Source organism: Salmonella bongori NCTC 12419 (assembly GCF_000252995.1).
GTDB classification, from domain to species: domain Bacteria; phylum Pseudomonadota; class Gammaproteobacteria; order Enterobacterales; family Enterobacteriaceae; genus Salmonella; species Salmonella bongori.
On the sequence record NC_015761.1, the window covers coordinates 1,657,802 to 1,681,860 of the forward strand.

At 50.5% G+C, this 24,059-nt stretch carries 21 protein-coding genes and 1 pseudogene; 12 read left to right on the top strand and 10 right to left on the bottom strand.

The window, feature by feature from the left end; all coding sequences use genetic code 11:
- Positions 1 to 190 precede the first annotated feature (190 nt).
- Positions 191 to 1,048, top strand: coding sequence for a GyrI-like domain-containing protein (locus SBG_RS07785; RefSeq protein ID WP_162007805.1), 858 nt, complete (start codon positions 191 to 193; stop codon positions 1,046 to 1,048).
- A 317-nt stretch (positions 1,049 to 1,365) separates the two neighbouring features.
- On the opposite strand, the gene SBG_RS07790 is transcribed toward SBG_RS07785, so the two are convergent.
- On the bottom strand, positions 1,366 to 2,379 hold the full coding sequence (locus SBG_RS07790; RefSeq protein ID WP_000649248.1) for a zinc-dependent alcohol dehydrogenase family protein: 1,014 nt from the start codon (positions 2,377 to 2,379) through the stop codon (positions 1,366 to 1,368).
- 321 nt (positions 2,380 to 2,700) lie between these two features.
- Here SBG_RS07790 and SBG_RS07795 point away from each other — a divergent pair, with 321 nt between their 5' ends.
- Positions 2,701 to 3,609 carry a LysR family transcriptional regulator gene (locus SBG_RS07795; RefSeq protein ID WP_001260037.1) on the top strand — a complete coding sequence of 303 codons (909 nt, stop codon included), beginning with the start codon at positions 2,701 to 2,703 and terminating at the stop codon, positions 3,607 to 3,609.
- Between the two features lie 72 nt (positions 3,610 to 3,681).
- Here the strand turns inward: SBG_RS07795 and SBG_RS07800 are convergent, their stop codons facing one another.
- On the bottom strand, positions 3,682 to 3,918 hold the full coding sequence (locus SBG_RS07800) for a YgdI/YgdR family lipoprotein (RefSeq protein WP_001174925.1): 237 nt from the start codon (positions 3,916 to 3,918) through the stop codon (positions 3,682 to 3,684).
- A gap of 314 nt (positions 3,919 to 4,232) precedes the next feature.
- Positions 4,233 to 4,823 carry a TetR/AcrR family transcriptional regulator gene (locus tag SBG_RS07805; RefSeq protein ID WP_000208467.1) on the bottom strand — a complete coding sequence of 197 codons (591 nt, stop codon included), beginning with the start codon at positions 4,821 to 4,823 and terminating at the stop codon, positions 4,233 to 4,235.
- 78 nt (positions 4,824 to 4,901) lie between these two features.
- On the opposite strand from SBG_RS07805, the gene bdcA reads away from it, so the two are divergent.
- The 7 genes from bdcA to SBG_RS07840 all read left to right on the top strand — a co-directional run bounded on the left by bdcA (position 4,902) and on the right by SBG_RS07840 (position 12,790).
- A complete protein-coding gene (gene bdcA / locus SBG_RS07810) occupies positions 4,902 to 5,615 on the top strand; it encodes an SDR family oxidoreductase (RefSeq protein ID WP_000215692.1) in 714 nt (237 codons plus the stop codon).
- A 271-nt stretch (positions 5,616 to 5,886) separates the two neighbouring features.
- A complete protein-coding gene (rbsK, locus tag SBG_RS07815; protein ID WP_000932419.1) occupies positions 5,887 to 7,125 on the top strand; it encodes a ribokinase in 1,239 nt (412 codons plus the stop codon).
- A 150-nt stretch (positions 7,126 to 7,275) separates the two neighbouring features.
- Entirely contained in the window at positions 7,276 to 8,199 is a 924-nt protein-coding gene (locus SBG_RS07820; RefSeq protein ID WP_001137955.1) for an ABC transporter permease, read from the top strand.
- Positions 8,199 to 9,098, top strand: a complete 900-nt coding sequence (locus SBG_RS07825; RefSeq protein WP_001232348.1) for a carbohydrate ABC transporter permease — start codon at positions 8,199 to 8,201, stop codon at positions 9,096 to 9,098. Before SBG_RS07820 ends, SBG_RS07825 begins: the two co-directional genes overlap by 1 nt.
- Positions 9,099 to 9,112: 14 nt before the next feature.
- Positions 9,113 to 10,525: an extracellular solute-binding protein gene (locus SBG_RS07830; protein WP_000706733.1), complete on the top strand. Its 1,413-nt coding sequence runs from the start codon at positions 9,113 to 9,115 to the stop codon at positions 10,523 to 10,525.
- Positions 10,522 to 11,733, top strand: a complete 1,212-nt coding sequence (locus SBG_RS07835; protein WP_000176940.1) for an ADP-ribosylglycohydrolase family protein — start codon at positions 10,522 to 10,524, stop codon at positions 11,731 to 11,733. Before SBG_RS07830 ends, SBG_RS07835 begins: the two co-directional genes overlap by 4 nt.
- Position 11,734: 1 nt before the next feature.
- Positions 11,735 to 12,790, top strand: coding sequence for an ABC transporter ATP-binding protein (locus SBG_RS07840; RefSeq protein WP_000078465.1), 1,056 nt, complete (start codon positions 11,735 to 11,737; stop codon positions 12,788 to 12,790).
- An 80-nt stretch (positions 12,791 to 12,870) separates the two neighbouring features.
- Here SBG_RS07840 and SBG_RS07845 read toward each other — a convergent pair.
- Together SBG_RS07845 and SBG_RS07850 are read right to left on the bottom strand one after the other, a co-directional pair.
- Positions 12,871 to 13,370 (bottom strand): annotated as a pseudogene (locus SBG_RS07845) (aldo/keto reductase); the annotation flags it as partial.
- 204 nt (positions 13,371 to 13,574) lie between these two features.
- The gene (locus SBG_RS07850) at positions 13,575 to 14,480 is read right to left on the bottom strand and encodes a LysR family transcriptional regulator (protein ID WP_000359218.1); all 906 of its coding nucleotides are present in this window, start codon (positions 14,478 to 14,480) and stop codon (positions 13,575 to 13,577) included.
- 118 nt (positions 14,481 to 14,598) lie between these two features.
- Here SBG_RS07850 and SBG_RS07855 point away from each other — a divergent pair, with 118 nt between their 5' ends.
- Positions 14,599 to 15,516, top strand: coding sequence for an aromatic alcohol reductase (locus tag SBG_RS07855; protein WP_000812960.1), 918 nt, complete (start codon positions 14,599 to 14,601; stop codon positions 15,514 to 15,516).
- 180 nt (positions 15,517 to 15,696) lie between these two features.
- On the opposite strand, the gene SBG_RS07860 is transcribed toward SBG_RS07855, so the two are convergent.
- On the bottom strand, positions 15,697 to 17,310 hold the full coding sequence (locus SBG_RS07860; RefSeq protein ID WP_001216547.1) for a peptide ABC transporter substrate-binding protein: 1,614 nt from the start codon (positions 17,308 to 17,310) through the stop codon (positions 15,697 to 15,699).
- Between the two features lie 190 nt (positions 17,311 to 17,500).
- Here SBG_RS07860 and mpaA point away from each other — a divergent pair, with 190 nt between their 5' ends.
- Positions 17,501 to 18,229 carry a murein tripeptide amidase MpaA gene (gene mpaA, locus SBG_RS07865; protein ID WP_000219128.1) on the top strand — a complete coding sequence of 243 codons (729 nt, stop codon included), beginning with the start codon at positions 17,501 to 17,503 and terminating at the stop codon, positions 18,227 to 18,229.
- Here the strand turns inward: mpaA and ycjG are convergent.
- Positions 18,204 to 19,169, bottom strand: a complete 966-nt coding sequence (ycjG, locus tag SBG_RS07870; protein WP_001258060.1) for an L-Ala-D/L-Glu epimerase — start codon at positions 19,167 to 19,169, stop codon at positions 18,204 to 18,206. The two genes, mpaA and ycjG, sit on opposite strands and share 26 nt — an antisense overlap.
- A gap of 115 nt (positions 19,170 to 19,284) precedes the next feature.
- Between ycjG and tpx the strand changes: the two genes are divergently transcribed.
- Complete coding sequence (gene tpx / locus SBG_RS07875) at positions 19,285 to 19,791, top strand: thiol peroxidase (RefSeq protein WP_000078467.1); 507 nt, start codon at positions 19,285 to 19,287, stop codon at positions 19,789 to 19,791.
- Positions 19,792 to 19,879: 88 nt separating this feature from the next.
- Here the strand turns inward: tpx and tyrR are convergent, their stop codons facing one another.
- From tyrR to SBG_RS07890, 3 genes are all read right to left on the bottom strand, one after another.
- Positions 19,880 to 21,421, bottom strand: coding sequence for a transcriptional regulator TyrR (gene tyrR / locus SBG_RS07880; RefSeq protein WP_001235498.1), 1,542 nt, complete (start codon positions 21,419 to 21,421; stop codon positions 19,880 to 19,882).
- Between the two features lie 147 nt (positions 21,422 to 21,568).
- Positions 21,569 to 22,630 (bottom strand): YcjF family protein, encoded by a 1,062-nt coding sequence (locus SBG_RS07885; RefSeq protein ID WP_001294476.1) that lies wholly within the window; start codon positions 22,628 to 22,630, stop codon positions 21,569 to 21,571.
- Positions 22,627 to 24,024, bottom strand: a complete 1,398-nt coding sequence (locus SBG_RS07890; protein ID WP_000825866.1) for a YcjX family GTP-binding protein — start codon at positions 24,022 to 24,024, stop codon at positions 22,627 to 22,629. Before SBG_RS07890 ends, SBG_RS07885 begins: the two co-directional genes overlap by 4 nt.
- Between the last annotated feature and the right edge of the window lie 35 nt (positions 24,025 to 24,059).

Sequence of the window (24,059 nt, forward strand, 5' to 3'; positions counted from 1 at the left end):
GCTAAACCAATTACTTAGCTTTACTGGCAAAAAGAGACTTTTGACTGTAAAGTTTATTTAGAAGTGTCAATCAACTTAAATTTTTCTTGTTTTGCCAGGAAAGCTAAAAACTCCCTTCCATTTAATCACACAGTATAACGCACATATTAGCGTTTAATTTAAATGTGTTATTCAATGCCTATAAAGGGGAATAGTGATGAAAAAAGCCATAATAATCTCGGTATTAGAACAAATAGAAAAAAACCTTGAAGAAAAAATAGATATTGAAAACCTGGTTATCAAAACTGGCTATTCACGAAGAAGTTTACAAGATTTTTTTAAAGATAAGTGCGGCGTGTCTATGGGCAAATATATCAGGCAACGCAGATTGAGCAGAAGCGCCACATTACTGAAGCTGACCTCTCAGTCGGTCACAGACATTGCTTTCAGAATGGGATTTGATTCAGTGCAATCATATAGTCGTGAATTCAAAAAAATGTTTGGCGTCAATCCTAACCATTACCGCAAGGAAGATTTCTGGGATCTTAGAAATCTACGACCGCCTTACTGGTTTGACACCCATGAGCATTATCACTTCGAGATCTGCCAACTTAAAACAAAAGAAATTTTTGGATTTCAAACATATCATCAGATTTCAACAAACGACCTTCCTAAAAAGGCGTCTCCTATCAAATGGAAAATCATCCATGAGACGCTCAGAACATGGGGAGAAAATGTGTACTGTCTCTCCTCTTTCAGACCAGATAACGTGAAAGAACAGGTCATTTCCGTAAGCAGTTTTTTTGGTATGGAACATAATACCTTTGATGGTAATAAAATACCGATGTCCAGAGAAATAAAGGGGGGCAAGTATGTAAAATTCCACTTCATAGGCCATAAAGAACAATACCAACACTTTTCCAATACAATATATCTTTGTGTATTACCAAGACTAAATTTAGTCAGGAGGCCAGGGGAAGATATTGAACATTTCTACTGGCCATTACCGCAAGAGCAGAAAAATAACGATAACATTGTAGAGTTTAACTATTACATTCCCGTCTTATAATGTTTTTAATTTATTTTCGCGCTGGTCAAGATTATACCTTAAAGTTATTTATGTTTTATGGCGAAAAATAATAGCAGATAAGGGATTGACTAAAAACACACCATGTCTAAATAAAGTAAAATGTTAAAATAATCGATAAAATAACAGGTTGCGGTCAGCTATTACCGGAAACAAGTTTAATACCTGTTTCCGGTTTTTGATATTTGCGTCTCCTTGTCATTATTCGTTCTGTCTCCTCCCGACCAGAACCTTTTCCGTACAGTAAAACCCGCACCTGCAGAACAGGTGAGTGAGAGGAGCACCATGTCAGTATGGATTTATTCAGCCACTTTGATGACTATCTTACCGAAGGCGCCACGTGAGAGATGATGAAACGCCTGAACGGCCTCTTCAAACGGATAGACGCGCTCAATTTCTGGATTAATATGGTGCCAGGCGAGGAACGGATTCATGCGGTCAAAAGATGTGCGTGGCGCAACCGCAATGCCCCGAATAGTCATTTGGCGGAAAATAACTGGCATTAGCTCCAACTGAGCTGTCTGCCCGGTCAGAAAACCGACCTGCGCAATGGTCCCCGCTACCTTTGTGGCTGCTACAGACTTATTAATCCCGTTACCGCCAGCCACTTCTATGGTGATGTCCACCCCTTTTCCATCGGTGAGTTCAAGCACTTTCTGCTCCCAGTTCGGATGCGTTTTATAATTAATGCCTTCATCAGCGCCGAGAATTTTAATTCGCTCAAGATTCTCATCTTTGCTGGAGGTGGCGATCACGCGCGCACCGTGCGCATGGGCAATCTGCGCAGCAAATACGGCAACCCCACCAGTGCCTTGTACCAGTACGGTCTGACCTGGTTGCAGATTACCTACGTCCATGAGAGAGTACCATGCCGTCAGCGCGGCGATAGGCAAGGTAGACGCCTGTTCATCAGACATATGCGCTGGCGCTTTCACGGCAGTATTTTCATGAATAATCATGTACTCCGCCAAACCGCCCGGTAGTGGCATTCCCAGACACCATGCAGGTTCATCAGATGCCGGCTCGCCGTCGATCCAGCGAGAATAGAGGTGAGAGTTGACGCGATCGCCTACAGCAAAACGCGTGACGCCCTTGCCCACCGCCACAACCGTACCGGCTGCATCTGAGACCGGTATCAGGGGGTTCGGTACCAGATGAGGCTCGTAGAAGCCCTCAACGATAGCCTTATCCCGAAAGTTAAGGGAGACGGCTCCCACTTTCACCAGCAGTTCGCCCGGACCCGGCGTTGGCGTCGGGACATCTTCAAGCTTAAGGTTTTCCAGACCGAACCCTTTCAATAGCCATGCTTTCATCGTGATATTTCCTCATAATCGCGCATTTAAAAACCAGCGACAGTTTCCCCGTAACAAGTCAGGCGAGTGGTTTCGCCATACTGTTAGTGTCTGGAGGCCCTTTTATATGGGCGAGCGTCGTAATCACTGTAAAAGGAATTGAACTGCCGCTATGAATGAGCGACGATCATAAAAAGCGCCTTACGAACGAAAAAGAGGCCGAGGAATACTTCAGTGGTATGGGGCAGGAAACAATCTGCATAAAAATCAGAATGAGATCGTTATAAGATCAGGTATTCCCTACAAGAAATGGGTAAACGATCTGGACATCGCAGGCAGAAAATGCGTACAAATATGCTGGAATATATGGGGATTTTCGTACAGGTCGTTGAGCAAGGCAGTTTTACGCGAGCGGCCGACACATTGCAGCTACACCGTCCCGCAGTCAGCAAAGCCATCCAGCAGCTTGAAGATGAGTTGGGTGTAAAACTTCTTCATCGCACCACACGAAAACTGAACATGACGGCGGAAGGTGACGAATTTTATCAGCGAGCCCGCCAGGTGCTGGCTGATGTAAATGATATGATGGCCTCGTTTTCCCCTACACAACCGCCACGCGGCCGTCTGCGGCTTGACGCACCGCTAGCGCTGGCACATACCATAATTATCCCTGCGATCGCAGAATTCCAGGCACAATATCCCGATATTGACATTGTCCTGTCCGCATCAGACAAAATAACCGATCTGATTACCGAGGGAGTTGACTGTGTTATCCGGCTGGGCGAGCTGGAAGATTCCAGCTTTGTGTCGCGTCGTCTGGGGCAGGTCAGAATGGCGACCTGCGCTTCACCGGATTATATCCGTCAATATGGGCAGCCGAATACTCCTGATGATCTCGCGCACCACAAAGCCGTTAATTTCTTCAGAGAGCACAGCCGCGAAGTGATGAACTGGAAGTTTGTTGAGAATGGTGAGGTCGTATCCCGGCGCCCGGTGAGTAACGTCCTGGTCAATAATTCAGATGTACTGTTGAGTAGCGGACTGGCAGGGCTCGGTATCTTACATGCCCTGCGTGCGGCTTTGGAGCCCTATATCCGTTCAGGAGATCTGGTCGAACTACTGCCTGGCTTTCCAACTGTGCCCAAACCCGTTTCTGTGCTGTGGCCCAATAAACGTTATCTTTCCCCTAACGTCAGAGTGTTTATTGACTGGATAAGTGAGCTTTTTCGCCGCCGGCAGGATGAGTATTAAGTAAACGGAATCAGCGGGTACACGATCGTCACTTTGTTTCTTAACGTTACCACGCTGATTTTTGAGCAGATATCACCAGTTCAGCTTAGATGCCCCTTCTGTCGTCTGCACTATTTCACTGGTTTTTATGACGCGATGGTAACCATAAGCATCGGCGTATTTTGTCATTCCGGTTGCAGTGTCAACCTCCGGTTTCCCCTGCGTTTCAATAACTTCTCCCGACCGGGTCGTCAGCGTATAGGTTGTTGTACATCCGGCCAACATCAATGCTGACAGACTAAATACGGCAATAAGAATATATTTTTGCACTCAGGTTTCCTTAGGGTATTTTTTTTCATGCACTTTACCGGATACCTTAAAAGCGGGATGGATGATTAGGGCTATTCCTTTCTGTTTTACCCGAATCCCCCTTACGCACCTGCTGTACGGAGCAAAAATACGAGGTTGTGAACAGAGAGACCCCATGATGAAAAGTGCCAGGCCTCATTACAACATGCAGAAAACCAATCAAGCGCGGGATACTATCGTGGCAGGTGATTGCGACCCTGCGCCGTTCAGGCACGTGTCGGACGCTAATTTCAGGAAAGGGTCTGCGACATAGCACAGACCTTTTCACTGTGAAGCTAGCCCGCCAGGTGCTTCTGCAGCACTTCCCCGGCAAGGCGCACGGTCTCCTGCAGGCGATCCAGACTATATCCTGCCCGTGCTTTGGCGGAAAGACCCGCCATCAATGTTCCCATAAAGTCCGTAATCCGCTCAGCTTGTTGTGGGTACTGTCTCGCGACACAGGCGCGGATCCGGTTTTCAGCAGCAGTATAAAACTCACAAGCGGCATCTCGCGCTTGCCGATCATTACAATGAACACCTTCCAGAACCAGACATCCGGTGGCGTCAGGATCGGCAACGTAACGTCTCGCCGCTTCCGTCAGCACCTCAATAAGGCATTCAGCCGCTGGACGATCGTGACGTAAAAGCGCCTCGAACGGAATCGCGTCGGTTGTTCTGTAACGATTCAAAACGCGGGTATAAAGCCCCAGCTTGCTACCAAACGCAGCATAAAAACTGGGAGGATTGATCCCAAACGCCTTTGTCAGATCCGCCACGCTCACTGCATCGTAGCCGCGTGAATGGAATAAGTGTTGAGCAGTTTCAACGGCTTGCACCGGATCGAATCGACGGGGACGACCCGGCGTTCGGCCATGTTTTGTAGTCATTACTACATAACTCCTTGACGGGGGGAATTTCATTACGCATATTGTAGTGACTACTACAATATCATAAAGGACGATCTGATGACTGTATTTCGCAATAAATCCGTACTGGTTTTAGGTGGGAGTCGCGGTATCGGCGCGGCTATTGTACGTCGCTTTCGCGCCGACGGCGCATCGGTTGTTTTTAGCTACGCCGGCTCGCGTGAAGCCGCAGAAAAACTGGCAGCGGAAACTGGAAGCACCGCCATTCGGACAGATAGCGCCGATCGTGACGCCGTCATCAGTCTCGTGCGTGAATACGGGCCGCTGGATATTCTGGTGGTCAATGCAGGCGTCGCGATTTTCGGTGATGCGCTGGAGCAGGATAGCGATGCGATAGACCGTTTATTCCACATTAATATCCATGCGCCTTACCATGCGTCGGTTGAAGCGGCGCGTAACATGCCAGAAGGCGGACGTATTATTATTATCGGCTCCGTGAATGGCGATCGAATGCCCGTACCGGGAATGGCCGCCTACGCCGCCAGTAAGTCGGCTTTGCAGGGAATAGCGCGTGGACTGGCCCGCGATTTTGGCCCGCGTGGAATTACGATAAACGTCGTGCAGCCTGGTCCCATTGACACCGACATAAACCCTGAAGATGGCCCTATGAAAGAACTGATGCACAGTTTTATGGCGATCAAACGCCACGGGAGGCCTGAAGAAGTGGCAGGAATGGTGGCCTGGCTTGCCGGCCCGGAAGCCGCTTTCGTCACCGGCGCGATGCACACCATTGATGGTGCCTTCGGTGCCTGACGGCGCGACAGCGCTTCCGATTAGGGACCCGGTTGCCCCTTTCCCCGGCAACCGGCATTTAACGCTCACTCTCCTTCCCACGTGGTGTCACCACAACGTCCACGCCTGTTTTGCCCGCTTATCCATCACTTCACTAACAAAGTAACCTATTGATATTAATCATAAATATTACGTTATATTTCCGATTCTTTTTGTTTTAGTGAACGATATGTGAACAACCTCAACGCATTAACACAAATAAAACAATAATATAACCTTCAGAGGTGACATTATGCTTAATAAAGAACGGCATTATGCAATACTGACCTGGCTTAACCGGTATGAACGCGCAACAGTGAATCACCTCGCCAGGCTCTTTGGCGTAACAAAAGAAACGATCCGCAGCGACCTTAACACCTTGTCGCGCGAAGGGTGCATTGAGCGTTGCCACGGCGGCGCCATTATTAAACGTCGTATTTTTCATACTCAATCAGTCAATAACTTAGATAGCAATATCATGCATTTTTTTGACAGTCCTCCGTCAAAAAAAATAGTCAAATCTCGTCATAAAGGACGGAAGATGAAAGGTAAAGTCTGTATTCTGGGTTCATTTAATGTTGATATTATTGCGAATGTGGATCGTTTCCCGCAAAGCGGCGAATCTATTTTTTCAGAAAACACGGTTATTGGCCCGGGTGGAAAAGGCGCAAATCAGGCGCTGGCAGTCAGTAAATGCCATGTTAAAACACACTTTGTCGGAAAAGTCGGCAACGATCAATTTAGCCAGTTGGCTTACGAACACCTTTCATCCTCTGACATTGACAGCTTTATGTTATATCAGGATAAAAAGGCAAAAACCGGTACAGCGTTAATTTATGTTTGCCAAAGCGATGGTGAAAATATGATAGCCATCAGCCCCGGCGCGAATCAGTCTATTACTGCCGATGAAGTAGAAGCTATTACCGCTGAAGTCAAAAACTCGGATGTCTTTTTAACGCAACTGGAAAATAATCTTCCGGCCACCTTCAGAGCGATCGAAATTGCCCGACGCTGCGGCACTAAAGTCGTCTTAGACCCGGCGCCTTACTCGCCAGAAGTCGTTAATTGCCTACAAAATGTCGATTTTCTGACTCCCAATGAGACTGAAGCGTCGTTACTTTCCGGGATTCATGTCACGGACCTTGCCAGCGCAAAAACGGCGGCCAAAGCCATCAAAGCCAAAGGCGTAGGCCAGGTTATCATCACAATGGGCGCCAAGGGAGCGCTAATCTACGATGGCCTTGAGTTTATTCATGTTCCGGCGCTAAAAGCGTTGTGTGTTGATACGACTGGCGCGGGCGATGCGTTCAACGGCGCCTATACCGCCGCGATGGCCAAGGGCCAGTCAATCTTGCAGGCAGTAAAATTCGCCTGCGCATTTGCCTCGCTGGCCGTCGAAAAAGAAGGCGCATCAAATATGCCGGAATACAAAGATGTACTGACCCGCCTGGCGCAATATGAAAATATCACCATTATGGCTGAAAAAAATTAGCATTGATATTTTTCCCTTTTTTAACGGAAATTTTATTTCGTATGCAGATTTTATATTGCACCTGCGACAACCATTAATGTAATGGGAGTATGTTCAATGAAGGTCCTGGCAGAAACAAAATCAACCGAGCGGATACCGGAGAGTGGTAATATGCCGCGACCGTACACAATATCTCGTTCTACGGCATTTTGGCAAAAGCTGCGGAGATGGTGGCCGTTTTATCTGATGGCCTTTCCCGGAGTGGTCTATTTTTTTATCTGGCACTACTTACCTGTATGGGAAGCGAAAATTGCCTTTGAGCAATACAGGATTATTCCCCCCAATATTTGGGTCGGAATGCAATATTTTGCCACGCTGATGTCATCGCCGGTTTTCTGGCAGGTGATACAGAACACGATCATTATTGGCGTAATGAAGTTAGTTTTTATTTTCCCGGTGCCTATTTTGGTCGCATTACTGCTCAATGAAGTTCGCTCATCAGGTTATCGTAAATTTGTTCAGTCGGTTATTTATTTACCGCACTATCTGTCCTGGGTAGTCATCGCCAGTATTGCTATTGCCACTTTGTCGCCTGTCGATGGCGCCGTAAACGACATTATAAAGGCAATGGGTTATGACCCTATTCCGTTTATGACTGATAGCGGTTCCATTCGCTGGGTACTGGTATTCACCGAAATGTGGCGTAGCGCAGGTTGGGACTCATTGCTTTATATGGCGGCGATATTTGCCATCGATCCGCAGCTTTATGAAGCGGCGGAAATGGATGGCGCCGGACGCTGGCGTAAAATCTGGCACGTTACCCTACCGGGCATTGCGCCAACCATCGCCACGCTCTTCATTCTCAACGTCGGGCTATTCCTGAGCCAGGGATTTGATCAGGTCTTTAATATGACCAATGACGTAGTAAACAGCCAGATAGACATCATTGATACCTACGTTTACCGCATGGGCCTGCGTACAGGCGAATTCTCGCTGGCAACCGCCGCTGGATTATTTAAAGGCGTGATAGGCATGATGCTCATTGTGCTTGCTCACACTGTCTCTAAACGTCTGACGGGCAAAGGAGTCTGGTAATGCGTAAATCTTCACGAAGCACGCCCTTTGAACGCGTTGAGTATGTCCTCATTCTCTCCGTGCTGTTACTGCTGGTCGTCGTGACGTTACAGCCTATCCTGAACCTGGTGGCGATATCCTTTTCCAGCCCAGAGAAAGTACCGGGTATGAGCGGTCTGGAGATCATTCCCCAGGGTTTCTCGCTGGATGTCTGGAGATTATTACTGAACAACGACGCTGTTCTGCGTGGCTTCGGCAACGCCATGCTGATTACCGTAGTCGGCACTGTGATTAATGTGGTGCTCACCACCCTACTGGCCTGGGCGCTGGCGCAGAAACGTCTCCCGGGACGGCGCTGGCTGTTTATGTTCGTGCTTTTCACTATCGTTTTTGATCCCGGCATCATTCCGGATTTTCTGGTCATGAAAAAGCTGGGGCTGCTGAACAGCTACTGGTCTGTCATTCTTTACCGCGCCATATTTGCCTGGTATCTGATTATCCTTGTACGTCTGTTCGAGGAAATTCCGGAAGAGCTGCTGGAGGCGGCTGAGCTTGACGGCGCGAATCCGTTCCAGACGTTGTGGTACGTCATTCTGCCTGTTGCTAAATCCTCTATCGCCATGATTACGCTGTTTTATCTGGTACTTCACTGGAATGAATTCTTCCGGGCGATGATCTACCTCAACGATCCTGATAAATGGCCATTACAGGTCGTACTGCGTCAGTTTGTGGTAGAAGGCGATAAGTTGTCTATGGTCGGCGTAGAGAGCATGTCTAACTATACCGATGCCAGCCAAATCAGTATTAAGGCGCTCAAAGCTGGCATGATCACCCTGACCATCGCCCCACTCATCGCCATCTACCCGATTATTTTGCGTTTCTTTACCAAAGGCACCATGTCCGGCGCAGTGAAAGGTTAACAGGAGCGATGACAATGAAAATAGTAAAGACCCTCGCCAGCGCGCTGACCGGCGGCCTGTTATTGTGCCAGACCGCCCTGGCGGAGCCGGTCACGATCCGGGTGGTACAAAAAGATTTACTGACCACTAACCGCGAAGATGTCGCGCATATCCAGCGTATAGAACAGGCGCTGGCGCGCCAGGGGCATGACATTAAGATTGAAATTGTTAATCTGTCATCTTCTGGTTATTCCGACGTATTGAACGTGATGCTGCTGTCCGGCACCATTCCCGACCTTATCTATTTCCACGGTAGCGATCAGAAAATGGTCGAACAGGATATTCTGGAAGACTGGCGTCCCTGGATTGCGCAAACCCGTTACCTGAAAGAGGCGCTATGGCCGCATAACACCCTGCGTCTGCAAAACCACCCGACTCTCCTGTATGTCTTTCCGCTGCGCGCACGACAGCCAGTTATTCGTGAGGACTGGCTGGAAAAGAGCGGTTTTACGGCATCGCCAAAAACCGTCAATGACTATGTAAAGCTGTTTAACGCCATTCGCGGCGGCGACTATAACGGCAATGGAAAAACAGACACATGGGGGATCACCTCCGAAAAAGACTTACGGGATCTCGACGGCGTTTTCAACCGCGCGTTCGGCATTCACGCCACCTGGCTGAAGGATGACCAGGGGCGCTGGATCAACGCGCAGATAAGCCCGCAAGAGCGAGAAAAACTCCTCTTTTATCGTTCGTTATATCAGCAGGGACTGCTGTCCTCCCAGTACATCACCACCAACTGGGAACTAAAAGAAGATGAGTTTTATACCGGCAAAGTCGGCGTGGTTTCCGTGACGTCATCAGGCAACGTCGGCGTTTATCAGGAAAAAATGCGTCAGCTTCATCCTGACGCCGCACTCACGTTGCTCGACCCACCTGAAGGGTCTGCGGGACAAGGATTAGCTGCGGTCGATGTTTCAATGGAAACGCGTGGTTTTGCGATGTCTTCTCTCTCAAAACATAAAAAAGAAGTCATGATTCTGCTCGACTTCCTGGCCAGCCCCGAAGGACAAATGATGGATCGTATGGGATTTGAAGGCACCCATTACCTTCGTGAAGGCCAGTCGCTAAAAGTGATGCCAAAGATTAACGCCTGGTATCCACGGTTTATGGAGGCGGCAAACTGGACGCCACCAGTGGAATGGCGTACGCCTGCAATGCTGCGCTATATCGCTAATTCACAACGTTATTTTATCGCGGACAACGCCTTTATCTATCCGTCGAGGTTTGCCGCTGCGATGGATTCAACCAGCAATATTTATAACGAATGGACGTACAGATTTGTCTCAGGAAAATCCTCATTTGACATGTGGGAACAGTATGTCAGTGCCTGGAAGGCCGCTGGCGGTAATGCCATGACTGAATATGCACAGGAAAAACTGAAATGACTTTAACAACATCCCCTGATTTATCTTTCGCTTCCCGGGTTCTGGGTATGCTGTACGGCGTTGCGTTCGGCGATGCGCTGGGCGGACCGGTAGAAAAGCTTTCTGCCCGGCAAATCGCGGAAAAATATGGCCGGGTAGCGTCCCTCAATCAGCGCTGGCACCGGATGGATGAGCCATCCGCGCGACGCAATAATCGCATTCGCGGCAACGGTATTGTTACCGACGATACGCTGATGACGTTGTGTCTGATGGAAGTTTACGATGAACTAGGCCGCCATATCGACGCGTGGGATATGGCACAGACGTTTGTCCGTAAGATTGCCTGGGAACCCCGCTGGGTACCGGAGCTGGATCGGGAAGCGTTGGTCATTGAGCGTCTGTTTTATCCGGAGAAATGGATCTTCCATCGCCTGCAACTGGCGGCCTGTGATCCCCGCCAGGGCGGCATTGGCAATATGGTGAACTGTGGCGCCGCCATGTATGCCGCGCCCATTGGTCTGATTAATGCCTGCCATCCTGAAGCCGCCTATCAGGAGGCTATCAACTTCACCCAGGGGCATCAGCAAAGCTATGGACTTGAGGCCGCGGGGGTCTTTGCCGCTTGTGTTTCCGCCGCCTGTATTCCCGGAATCGGTATGGACGGTATCATTGAGGTCGCCCTCAGACAGGCAAAAGATGGCACTCGCCAGGCTATTGTTGCCACCCTTGATGTTGCTCGTCGCTATTGTGGGCACGCGTGGGACTATCAGCAGGTCGTCGACGCCCTGCATGAGGCGTTGCTGCCGTTCTCGCCAATGGGCGATGATCTGATGCATGGTCCGGAAAAAGCAGGTGTTCCGACAATGGCCTATCAGCCTTCGCGACTGATGTCGATTGAAGAACTGCCGATGGCGCTGGCTTTCTGTCTGCTGCGTGAAGGCAAATTTCGCGACGCAGTAGAAGACTCGGTTAACTCAGGTCGCGATACCGACTCTATCGGTGTGATGAGCGGCGCCATTCTGGGCGCGCTGCACGGCGAGACAATTATTGAACCTGACGTGCTTGCCGGTATCAATCGCGTTAACCGTCTCGACCTGCGGAACGCCGCCCAACGCTTCACCAGGACGGCGCAAAAAATTATTCAGCAGGATCTTTACGCGGCGGAAAAATACCGTCAGAACGTGATGCCATTATTGTCGTCTGACCAGACCGTCGGACAAGGGAGTTAACATGAGCCAAATCGTCCTGAACAATCTGGGAAAATCTTACGGTAATGTTAATATTATCAAGGGTATATCGCTGGATATTCACGAAGGGGAGTTTATTGTGCTGGTCGGCCCTTCCGGATGCGGTAAGTCAACATTGCTGCGCATGATTGCAGGGCTGGAAGATATCACCTCCGGCGAGTTACTGATGCATGGCAAAATCGTCAATACACTTCCGGCTAAAAAGCGCGATATTGCAATGGTATTTCAGAGCTACGCCCTCTATCCGCATATGAAGGTACGGGACAATATGAGCTTTGCACTTAGGCTTGCTAATGTCTCTAAGTCCGAACGTATGGCCAAAGTTGAACAGGCAGCGGAAATTCTGGGATTAACCCATTTACTGGACCGTCTGCCGCGCGAACTTTCCGGCGGTCAGCGTCAGCGAGTGGCGATGGGACGCGCACTGGTGCGTGATCCAAAAGCATTTTTATTTGATGAGCCACTATCCAACCTGGATGCAAAATTACGCCATAAAATGCGCGGGGAGATTCGCAAGATCCACCAGCGAATGGGGCGCACCACAATCTACGTCACTCACGATCAGACAGAAGCCATGACGATGGCAGACAGGATTGTCGTACTGAACGCCGGCCATATCGAGCAGGTCGGCACGCCGGAAGCGCTCTACCGTAACCCGGATAATCTTTTTGTCGCAGGATTTATCGGCACGCCGGAAATTAATACGATTAAAGGCGTCATACAGAATGGTGATATTGTGCTGCATAACGGCTACCGTTTCCCCTGCCCTTTATCCTTACCTACCGAAGGGCGGGAGATTATCTGCGCTGTACGACCGCACCATATCCGGTTAAGTGATTCCGGAATGCCAGCAGAAATCGTGTTGATAGAGATGACCGGCGAGGGTCAGGAGATTCAGGCGCGTAGCGAAAATCAGGAATTGATTATGGTATCGCATGAAAAGCAGGGAATGAGTATCGGCGAAAAAGTATGGCTGGATTTTGACGCCACAAACGTTTTTTTATTTGATGCACAAAGCGGTGAACGTCTGAGACCATAACCACCGCATTGCCCTTACAGGAATATTCTCGCCCTTTCTCATCATGTAAAAGGGCGAGAAAACATCAGCAAGCACCGCGATCAATCGTGGATTCTAACGCCAGGACAACCGCGAACAAATTCAGGATTAAAATGCTTCACCGCTTCGCCAGTATAACCTAAATCAAGTGTGTTGATTTGAGCTATTTCGTTATCCGTTAGTGAAAAATCCCAGATGGCAACGTTCTCTTCAATACGTTCCTGTCGAGTGGATTTAGGGATAACCGTGACGCCACGCTGCACGTTCCAACGCAGGACAACCTGAGCGATGGTTTTTTGATGGGCATCGGCAATCCTTTGAAGCATTTCATTTTCATACGGTTTATGTCTCCCGCCGCCTAACGGTGCCACGCTTCAGGCTGAACGTTATAATGCTTCATGGTTTCCAGCGTGGCAGGTTGTGCAAAGTATGGATGCAATTCGACCTGGTTTACCATCGGCGTAATTCTGACGGTTTCACAGAAGTTGGCTAACACATGAGCATAGAAGTTGGACACACCAATGGCTTTTAATTTACTGGCTTCATAAGCGTCTTCCAGCGCGCACATATTTATACAAAAAGTTCATTAACAACAGTTGTACAAATTTTTTATTGCATCCAAACGTTCAGTGCTTGCTATATACTCGCCGTGTCGCATCCTGTTTGATAATGACTTTTTCTTATGCGTCAAAACCAGTACCGTTATTTTGTACCATCTGTGAAAAAGTTTTCTGAACAGGCGATGCTACATCAGGAATGATATTTTTTAGCGAAGAGGCTCCGGCTGGCTCAGCGCCGTTTTGCACCAGTTATAAAAAGCGCGTACCGCAGGCGGCAGAAACCTGTTTTGCGGATAGACCAGCGCAAGCGGCAAATCATAAGAATGGTTGTCCATGCAGGTCACCAGCGCCCCGCTGTGCAGATACGGCGCAACCAGATAGCTGGCGACGCGAATTAACCCCAGTCCCTGTATTCCGGCCTGAATATAAGCGTCCGTATCATCGACAACCAGCGTCTCCTGCACCCGCATCGCGTAATCCTCCCCCTCACGCGTAAAAAACCAGTCGGTAGTACGTCCGGTGCGGTGGTTCAGGTAGCCGACCGCATGGTGTTTTTGCAGATCATCTAAATTTTCAGGGCTACCGTAACGCTCAATGTAAGTGGGCGATGCGGCTATCACCCAGTTAAAGCTGGCGAGCGGACGGGCAACCAGAGTGGTGGAATCATCGATCCTGCCAGCCCGAATCACGCAGTCATACCCTTGAAGGATAATATCCTCCACGCTATCGCTGGAACAAAGTATCAGCTCCAGCTCCGGATACTGGCGCAAAAAGGCCGGGAGCGTGGGAATAATGCAATGCCGGGCGAGAGATTGCGGCATCCCCACTTTAAAACGCCCTTTGGGTTGTGCCGCCCGTCCGGGAAATGACGACTCCATGGCCGCGATATCTGCCAGCACTCTTTTGCACTCTTCGTAGTAATGCCGCCCCTCTGCGGTCACGCTAAGTTTGCGGGTTGTACGTTGCAAAAGCTGAATCCTAAGCCAGGATTCCAGTTCTTTAACCACCCGCGATACCGTTGAGCGCGGCACGCCCAGTACTTCGGCGGCTCTGATAAAACTATGGGTATCCACCACGCAAACATAGACCTGCATCGCTTCCAGCTTGTCCATTTTCCCCTCGCCAATTATCCCATTTATCAGAACAGTCTAACCCGTCTTCGGCGTCTTATCGAACGCAGATCCCTGACGTAATCTCTATCTACAGGTGAATCAACACAGAGAGGTGCAAATGAAACAACCCAATAATCAGGCAGGTGAAAAAGTATTGGTGCTGGGCGCGGGAGAACTGGGGGCGTCAGTGCTGGCGTCGTTGGTTCCGGCGGTCACACAGCGTAATGGCTCCGTTTGCGTTATTGTGTCAGCGCGATCCAGGGATAAACAGAGCAAAATTCATCAACAACTGGCGGATGCTGGTGCGCGGTTTATCCCGGTCGACATCGCAGACAGTTCGGTTGAAACGTTAAAAGATCAATTCCACGGTTTTGATACCATCATCAATTGTATGGGGTTTGTCGCCGGTGCAGGAACCCAGATAAAAATCACCCGCGCGGTACTGGAGGCGGGCGTTAAGCGCTATTTCCCCTGGCAGTTTGGCGTGAATTACGATGTGGTCGGCAAAGGCAGTGGCCAGCCGGTGTGGGACGAACAGTATGACGTCAGGACGCTTTTGCGCGAGCAAAACGTCACAGAGTGGGTGATTGTTTCAACCGGTATATTTACCTCTTTTCTCTTCGAACCGGCCTTTGATGTGGTCAACTTAGCCCAAAAAACCATCAATGCCCTCGGCGGATGGGAAATGCAGGTCACTGTCACGTCGCCTGCGGATATTGGTCGCCTGACCACTGAAATTTATCTGCATCAGCCGCGTATCACTAACGAAGTCGTCTTTGTCGCGGGGGAAACGACCTCTTATGCAAAACTGGCGGAAACGGTCGAACGCGTGACGCAGCAAACTTTTACCCGAGGCGTATTGACGCTACCAGACTTACAGGAGCAGCTCCGTTTACATCCGCATGACCCAATGCTGCGCTATCGCGTCGCCTTCGCGCGTGGTGACGGTATGTGGTGGCCGATGAGTGACACCTGGAATGCACAACATCATCTGCCGACGCAGGATATTGCCGCCTGGCTGAAAACACACCGATGAGAACGGCGGCATCAGGCGCTCGCTTAATCCCCATGCCTTCTGCCAGCATCATGCGGCGGACGAGTATCAGCCGCAACTGCTTTTGAAACTGACCGTTAAGAAAGAGAAACTGGCGCTGCAAGCAGCGCCAGTTCTGAGTTTGGCAGTGGTTACCTTGCGTTAACAAAAAATCAGTACGCATCAGTGCTTCAGAATATACATCGTCCGGCTATAGGCTACATCTTCCGGGTTAGTAATGGGGTATCCTTTCACCCAGGGTTTAATTAACCGTCCATTGGTATACTGATAAATAGGAGCAACAGGCGCCTGTTCCGTCAGGATCTTTTCCGCGGTATTATAATCTGCATTACGTGCTTCAACGGTATTCTCCATTGTCGCCTGCATCAGGATTTTGTCATAAGCAGGATTAGTAAAACGTGAAATATTGCCCGTATGTGTGGATGTTAATAAAGACAGGAACGTCGACGGTTCGTTGTAGTCGCCAACCCATGAGGCGCGAATCACGTCAAAATTACCAGTATTGCGGCTGTCGATATACGTTTTCCATTCCTGGTTTTGCAATTTAACATCCACCCCCAGATTTTTCTTCCACATTGACGCCACCGCAATAGCAATCTTCTGATGGTTTTCTGACGTATTATAAAGCAGTGTTAATTTAAGCGGCTTTTGCGGCCCGTAGCCCGCAGCACGAAGTAAGGTTTTGGCCTGGGCATTAAGTTCTTCCTGACTCATTTGTTCAAACGGCGATGGATCGGGCGTAAATCCAGCCGTCACATCCGGCGTAAAATGCCAGGCCGGTTTTTCGCCAGTGCCTAAGACTTTTTCCGCCATGATACGCCGATCAATCGTCATGCTTAGCGCCAGGCGAACGCGAGAATCCGCCGTCGGCCCTTTTTGCGTATTAAAGGCATAATAGTAAGTTCCTAATTGCGGCGGCGTATAAACTTGTCCAGGAATATCTTTTAGCAACTTCTGGTACATATTTTTGGGGAAAGACTCAGTGATATCAATATCACCGGCAAGATAGCGTTTGGTCGCGGCAGATTCTTGGTTGATCGGTAAAAAAGTCACTTTTTGCAGCACCGTCTTCGCATTATCCCAATAATGCGTATTGGGCACGACCACCAGTTTTTCATTTACTATGCGCTCTTTAAGCACATAGGCGCCATTGCCGATCAGTTTCCCCGGCATCGTCCAGTTTTTACCGCTTTCGACATTCGCCTTCTGGACCGGGTAAAAAGCAAAATTGGCGGTCAAACTGGCAAACCAGGGCAATGGTTTATCAAGCTGAACACGCAGAGTGTGCGCATCCACGGCGCTAACGCCAAGTTGATCCGGCGTGGTTTTACCGTCGATAATGGCCTGCGCATTGGTAATGCCAGCCAGTGCAGCAAACCAGGCAAAGGGTGACAGCGTTTTAGGATCGACCAGACGTTGCCAGCTGTAGACAAAATCCTCAGCGGTCACGGGTGTTCCATCAGCCCATTGCGCATTATCCCGCAACGTAAACGTCCAGATACGATTATCGTTGCTCTTCCATTGGGTGGCGACGCCAGGGATGATCTCCCCCTTTTCATTCTGGTTAACCAACCCTTCAAACAGATCGCGTATCACCTGAATTTCAGGCAGCCCAACGGCTTTCGCTGGATCTAACGAGGCTGGCTCATCTTTGATATGACGCACCAGTTCTTGTTTATCTGCCAGTACCGTCCCGCCGGGAACATCCGCAGCATATGCCAGGGAAAAACTGCTAACCAACAGCGCACAACAGGTAACTGAAACAGAATGCCTCATAGAATTTCCTCAAAGATGAGTGTAGTAACAGCGTAATTATTTGTTTCAGCTACAAGAAATGCAATTATCTTCCGGCAGAAAATTGATATAGCGCCATAAGAATTTGTTGAGGGAAACCATTTGATCATCGTCGGCTTTTACACAACACTACGATAATTAGCCTCTCTGGTCTCAGCTTCGGGAAACGCGTATGACTGTCACTCGCCCCCGTGCCGAACGCGGCGCATTTCCGCCTGGCACTGAACATTACGGACGTTCGCTACTTGGCGCGCCGCTTCTCTGGTTTCCGGCGCCTGCCGCCAGCCGCGAAAGTGGCCTGATACTGGCGGGTACTCACGGTGATGAGACATCATCTGTAGTCACGCTTTCCTGTGCGTTACGGACGTTAAATCCGTCTCTTCGCCGCCATCATGTCGTCCTTGCTGTTAACCCCGACGGCTGCCAGCTTGGGTTAAGGGCCAATGCGAATGGCATTGATTTAAACCGTAACTTCCCTGCAGCAAACTGGCAAGCCGGTGAGACAGTTTACCGCTGGAATAGCAGCGCGGAAGAACGCGATGTCGTGCTGTTAACCGGCGAACGCCCTGGCTCAGAACCCGAAACCCAGGCCCTTTGCCAGTTAATACATCAACTTCATCCCGCCTGGGTCGTCTCTTTTCACGACCCCCTGGCCTGTATTGAAGATCCTCGTCGTAGTGAACTCGGCGAATGGCTGGCCCATGCGTTTAATCTGCCGCTGGTGACCAGCGTAGGTTATGAAACGCCAGGTTCATTTGGCAGTTGGTGCGCCGATCTCAACCTGCACTGTATTACCGCCGAGTTCCCCCCTGTTTCCGCCGATGAAGCCAGCGAGAAATACCTGCCGGCCATGTCAGATCTCCTGCGCTGGCATCCTAAAGATGGAGTTGACCAGCTGTAAAACGTAGCACGGGCTCAACATCAACCGCCAGCCATGTGGGGCCATCAAGATCGGCGAACCTAACCTGCGGCATAAGCGGCAGCGCGGCGTTAATCGCCCTTGAGGTGCAGAGCATACAGCCCAGCATCAGGCCGAAGCCTTGTTCTCGCGCTTCCGTTGCCAGCGCCAGCGCCTCAGTCAGGCCACCAGTTTTATCCAGTTTGATATTGATCATATCATAGCGCCCCGCCAGGGCTTTCAGACTACTACGGGTATGGCAGCTTTCATCCGCGCAAATAGGAAGTGGATGAATAAAATTCTCCAGGGCGGCATCGTCCTGAGCGGGTAGCGGTTGTTCCAGCATCGCCACGTTCAGATCCGCCAGTAACTGACAACGCGCCGCCAGTCCCTCCAAACGCCATGACTCATTGGCGTCCACAATAAGCGTCGCCTCTGGTACCGCAGAACGGATCGCCACCATACGCTCGCTAATCAGACGAGCGTCCAGTTTGATTTTTAGCAGCGTCGCCCCTTTTTCCCATAAGGCCGCGGCGCTGGCCGCCATCTGTTCCGGCGTGCCAATCACTACCGTTTGCGCGGTAGTGAAAACAGACTCCAGCGTCACGCCGAGTAAATCGGCAAGACTTTGCTGTTGCTGGCGGGCCTGTAAATCCCATAATGCGCTATCTACCGCGTTGCGCGCCGCGCCTGCCGGCAATAATTTCTGCAAAGCTTCACGGGTGAGCCCATTTTCCAGTTGCGGCACAATACTCATGATTTGCGCCATGACCGAGGCATCACTTTCGCCATAGCGTGGATACGGGGTACATTCTCCTACGCCTTTTACGCCCTTGTCTTCCAGTTCGACAACAACAACGTGCGCTTCGCTTCGGCTGCCACGCGCAATAACAAAAGGCGTATGTAACGGCCAGGTTTCCTCGTATACCTTCACAGATCTCATCTCTTCCCCTCAGATAGCACCAGATGTGGCTCACTGCAAATAGTATTTGCCGTGTTAATGAATAATGTTTTAAACTAGTTTCCGGCGTTAACTATAAGTAAATAGGAACATAATTATGTCACAAATTGTCTATTTCCAGGGTAATCCAGTAACAGTTGCCAACGTTATTCCTCAGACTGGTAACAAAGCCCAGGCTTTTACTCTTGTTGCAAAAGATCTTTCTGACGTTGCACTCAGCCAGTATGCAGGCAAACGCAAAGTGCTGAATATTTTCCCAAGCATTGATACTGGCGTATGCGCAGCATCAGTTCGTAAGTTTAACCAACTGGCCACAGAAGTGGAGAACACGGTTGTGTTGTGCGTTTCTGCTGACCTGCCCTTTGCGCAGTCGCGTTTTTGCGGCGCGGAAGGCCTGAGCAACGTTGTTACGCTTTCCACTCTGCGTAATGCCGATTTTCTGAAAAACTACGGCGTCGAAATTACTGATGGCCCGCTGAAAGGCCTGGCGGCGCGCGCAGTCATCGTGCTTGACGAAAACGACAACGTTATTTTTAGCCAACTGGTAGATGAAATTACTCATGAGCCAGACTACGACGCCGCGCTTAATGTCCTGAAGGCCTAAGCCATAGCCTGGTGGCGCTACGTTTGTCAGCGCTACAGGCGGTGCTCTTTTGTCACAAGAAGGCCTCTATCCGGAGGCCTTCCTTTTCCTACTCTTCGCCTTTCTTCTGGCTCAGGCCATATTCACGCAGTTTATTGGCAATTGCTGTGTGTGATACTCCCAACCGCTTCGCCAGCTTACGCGTACTCGGATAGCTACGATAAAGCTGGGTCAGAACAGAACGTTCAAAACGGCTGGTAATGTCATCCAGCGAACCCTCCATCGCCTCCTCGCCGACGGCCACCGTCGCAGCGTCGTAATCAGGCAGCAAAATATCCTGCGGACGCAGCTCATAACCTTCCAGTTGCGTCAGCGCCCGGTAGATCGCGTTTTTAAGCTGACGTACGTTGCCTGGCCAGCCGTAACGGGTGAGTACAGTACTCAGGTCAGCGGACAGTTTCGGGCGCGGAACGCCCTGTTCATCGGCAAAACGCGCCACGAACAGCTCGGTCAACGGCATAATATCCTGCGGACAATCGCGCAGCGGCGGTAGATTAAGCGTCAATACGTTAAGCCGGTAATAGAGATCTTCGCGGAATAGTCCTTTTTGCACCAGCTCCACCAGATTCTTCTGTGTGGCGCAGATAACGCGCACATCAACATGAATTTCGTGATCTTCACCGACACGACGGAACGTACCGTCGTTAAGAAAACGCAACAGCTTCGCCTGCATCCGCGGCGACATTTCGCCAATTTCGTCCAACAAGACTGAACCGCCATTCGCCTGTTCAAAAAAGCCTTTTTTGCCTTCCGGCGCATGGCCGAACAGCTCACTTTCTACCGCGTCTTCCGGGATAGAGGCGCAGTTCAGCGCCAGGTACGGTTTCGCTGAACGTGGACTTGCCTGATGACACGCATGGGCGAAAAGATCTTTTCCCGTTCCCGTATCGCCGGTAATGAGCAGCGGCGCGCTGAGCATCGCCAGTTTGTGCGCCTGTTCAACAACGTGTTTCATCCTGGGGCTCACGGCAATAATCTGGTTAAATGCGCTCAGATCCTGCGCGGATAAATTCTGCAACTGCCGCCCCATACGAATCGTGGAGCGCAGCATGACTACCGCGCCAGTCAGCACGTATTCGTCATTTTCGTTTTGCAAATGTACCGGCGTAATCTCCATCAGGAAATTTTGTCCGTTGATGACTACATGCTCGTTATGGGAGTTTTGCGGGTTGCCTTCCAGCCAGCGCTGAAAATTAAAGCCATTAATTAATTGCGCAGCGGTATGGTGGCGCATCCGCTCCTGGCTCTGGGCAAAGAGTTGACAACTCGCCGGGTTCGCCATCTCCACTTTGCTTTTCATATCCAGGGAGAGAACCGGTTCTGGCAGCGCCTCGAGCAGTGCACTCAGAGCCAGATGCTCACGTTCGGACGGCATCCAGGGAACAGTACGGACATCCGTTACGCCAGAAATGCGGCGAATCTCGGCCATCAGGCTGCTAAAGTTGGTAAATTCCAGCTCAGCAAAATTAAGGTAAATTCGCCCGATGGGATCAATCTCGATACCGCGTAAATCAATGCTGCGCAACACCAGTAAATCGAGTAATTCGCGGGTAAGACCAAGTCGGTCTTCACAAAAGACTTCCAGACGCATGGGAACCTTCACCTGATTAATGGACCATTAACTAGATGATAAGACACTATTCGGCTGGCAGGAAGGATTCTGTCAAGAAATATTGACAGTATGACGGAAAAATGGGCGCTGCGGTGTAAAGTCAGGCAATCAGCGCCCTTTGAACGGTTATTTCTCAGGCGACGTCTTATTTCTCTGCAACGTCTCTTTAAGCTGACCGATAAGCTGACGCCGGAAATCGCCGAGGCGGGGTTTATCATCGTCAACCCACGGCAATGGGCGGCATAATTCCATCGCTTTTATCCCTAACCGCGCCGTAAGTAGCCCTGCGCCAATCCCCTGCGCCGCGCGCGTAGACAGACGTGCTGCCAGATCCTGCGACATCCAGTCCATACCAACTTCGCGTACCAGCTCACTGGCACCTGCAAATGCAATATTCAGTAATACCAGACGAAACAAACGGAGACGGCTGTAATACCCAAGCTCAATACCATACAACATGGCAATACGGTTAATCAGACGCAAATTACGCCAGGCGATAAACGCCATATCCACTAATGCCAGCGGACTTACGGCAATCATCAGAGTAGATTCCGCCGCAAAACGGCTAATTTCACGCCGCGCCTGGGTATCGAGCACAGGCTGTACCAGATGCGCATACAAACTGACAATTTCCCTGTCGTTTTGCGTTTCGTGAATAGCAGCATACCAGCGTTGTAATGCCGGATGAGATTGATCAATACCCGCCTGCTGCGCCAGTTTTTCGCAAAATGCGCGACCTTTCCCAACGCTATGGCTATGTAACAGTTCACGTGCCTCATCCCGCTCATGCGCCCGCTGGCGCAACCGCCATAATCGTCGCCACTCCGTGACCACCGATCCGACGCCAGCGCCAATGATCAGCGCGCCTGCGGCACAGCCGCCTAAGGCGACCCAGTCCTGGGTTTGCCAGGCATTCATTGTCCACTGTACACCCTGCCCTACCACGCTCGCACCAAACAGCGCCAGCCCTCCCATCACCATTTTACGCCACAGGCTGCGTTTGGGGCGCAGCGCGGCATTGACCGCCGCTTCTGCCACGCCTTCATCTTCCGGGCGCTCATCAATAGCCGCAGGCGCAAATGTGCGCGACTCCGCTTCGCTGAAAGTTTGCTGCGCTTTGAAGGCCGACGTAGGTTCCTCCTTCAGCGGTTCGGCAAAATCAATACGCGGTTTTAACGGTTCGCTCATCGCAGCTTATCTCCTATTAAAAACTCCAGCGCCGCGTCCAGACGAATGTGCGGTAGCGGTTTATCAACATCCATCACCTGCGGACGAAAGGCTTCGAACTGAAAACCCTGGCTATCCCAGAACGCTTGTCCCGGCAAGCGAGAAGGCACCTCACCGGGGTAAACCGTTAGCGGCGCGCCGTCGCTCAAACGATTTCCGCGCAAGGCTGGAATTTTTTCACCATTGACCTCAATTACGCCGCTGGTAGTTGCCTGTACCGAAGCCAGTCCCAGGCAATCCATACTAATGCCTTCAAACGCGGCATTTTGCCAGGCGTCCTGAATGAGCTGCTGGAGCAAGGCCACCATATTGGCATGTTGGTCGAGGGTGACATGGTCGGCTTTCGTCGCGGCGAACAGCAATTTATCAATCACCGGTGAGAATAATCGGCGAAACAGCGTCCGCTGGCCATAGTGAAAACTTTGCATCAACTGCGTCAAGGCGAGACGCATATCATTAAACGCCTGCGGCCCGCTATTGAGCGGTTGCAGACAATCCACCAGCACAATCTGGCGATCAAAGCGTAGAAAATGATTTTTGTAGAACCCTTTAACCACTTTTTCGCAATAGTAGTTAAATCGTTCACGCAGCATTCCGGCATTCGTTTGTTTATCCGCCTGCGCCAGTTTTGACTCGCCGAAGGCGTCCACATCCGGCCACGGGAAAAACTGCAATGCCGGCGCGCCCGCCATATCGCCCGGCAAAACAAATCGACCAGGTTGAATAAAATGTAATCCCTGCGCTTTACACTGATGCAAATATTCCGTCCAGGCGGCAGCTATTTCCGCCAGCCGGTTTTCATCGGCGGGCGCCAGCGGATCGAGCCCCTCGCAAAGCTGTCGCCATTTCGCCGACCACTCCGCCCTTTGCCCTTGCAGTAGGCCATTCATCTGGCGGGACCAGCTTAAATAATCCTGCGCCAGCATGGGCAGATCAAGTAGCCATTCCCCGGGATAATCAACGATCTCCAGATACAATGTCGACGTATCTTTAAAATGACGCAGTAAAGCGTCGTTTGAACGATAGCGCAATGCCAGCCGAATCTCACTGACGCCGCGTGTCGGGGTGGGCCAGGCAGGAGGATTGCCGTAGAGCTGGAGTACCCCTTCATCGTAGGTGAAACGGGGAGTCCCAAAATCACGTTGCGGTACACGCTTTACGCCAAGCAGACGTTCTTCGCGTACTGCGCTGAGCAATGGCAAACGCGCACCCGCGTGAACATTAAGCAACTGGTTAACCATCGCGGTGATAAACGCCGTTTTACCGCTACGGCTCAACCCGGTTACAGCAAGGCGCAAGTGCCTGTCTACCCCACGATTGACCAGGGCGTTGAGTTCAGTTTTAAGTCGCTTCATTGCCATCCTGTTGAGCCTGAAGAGAAGAAAATTAT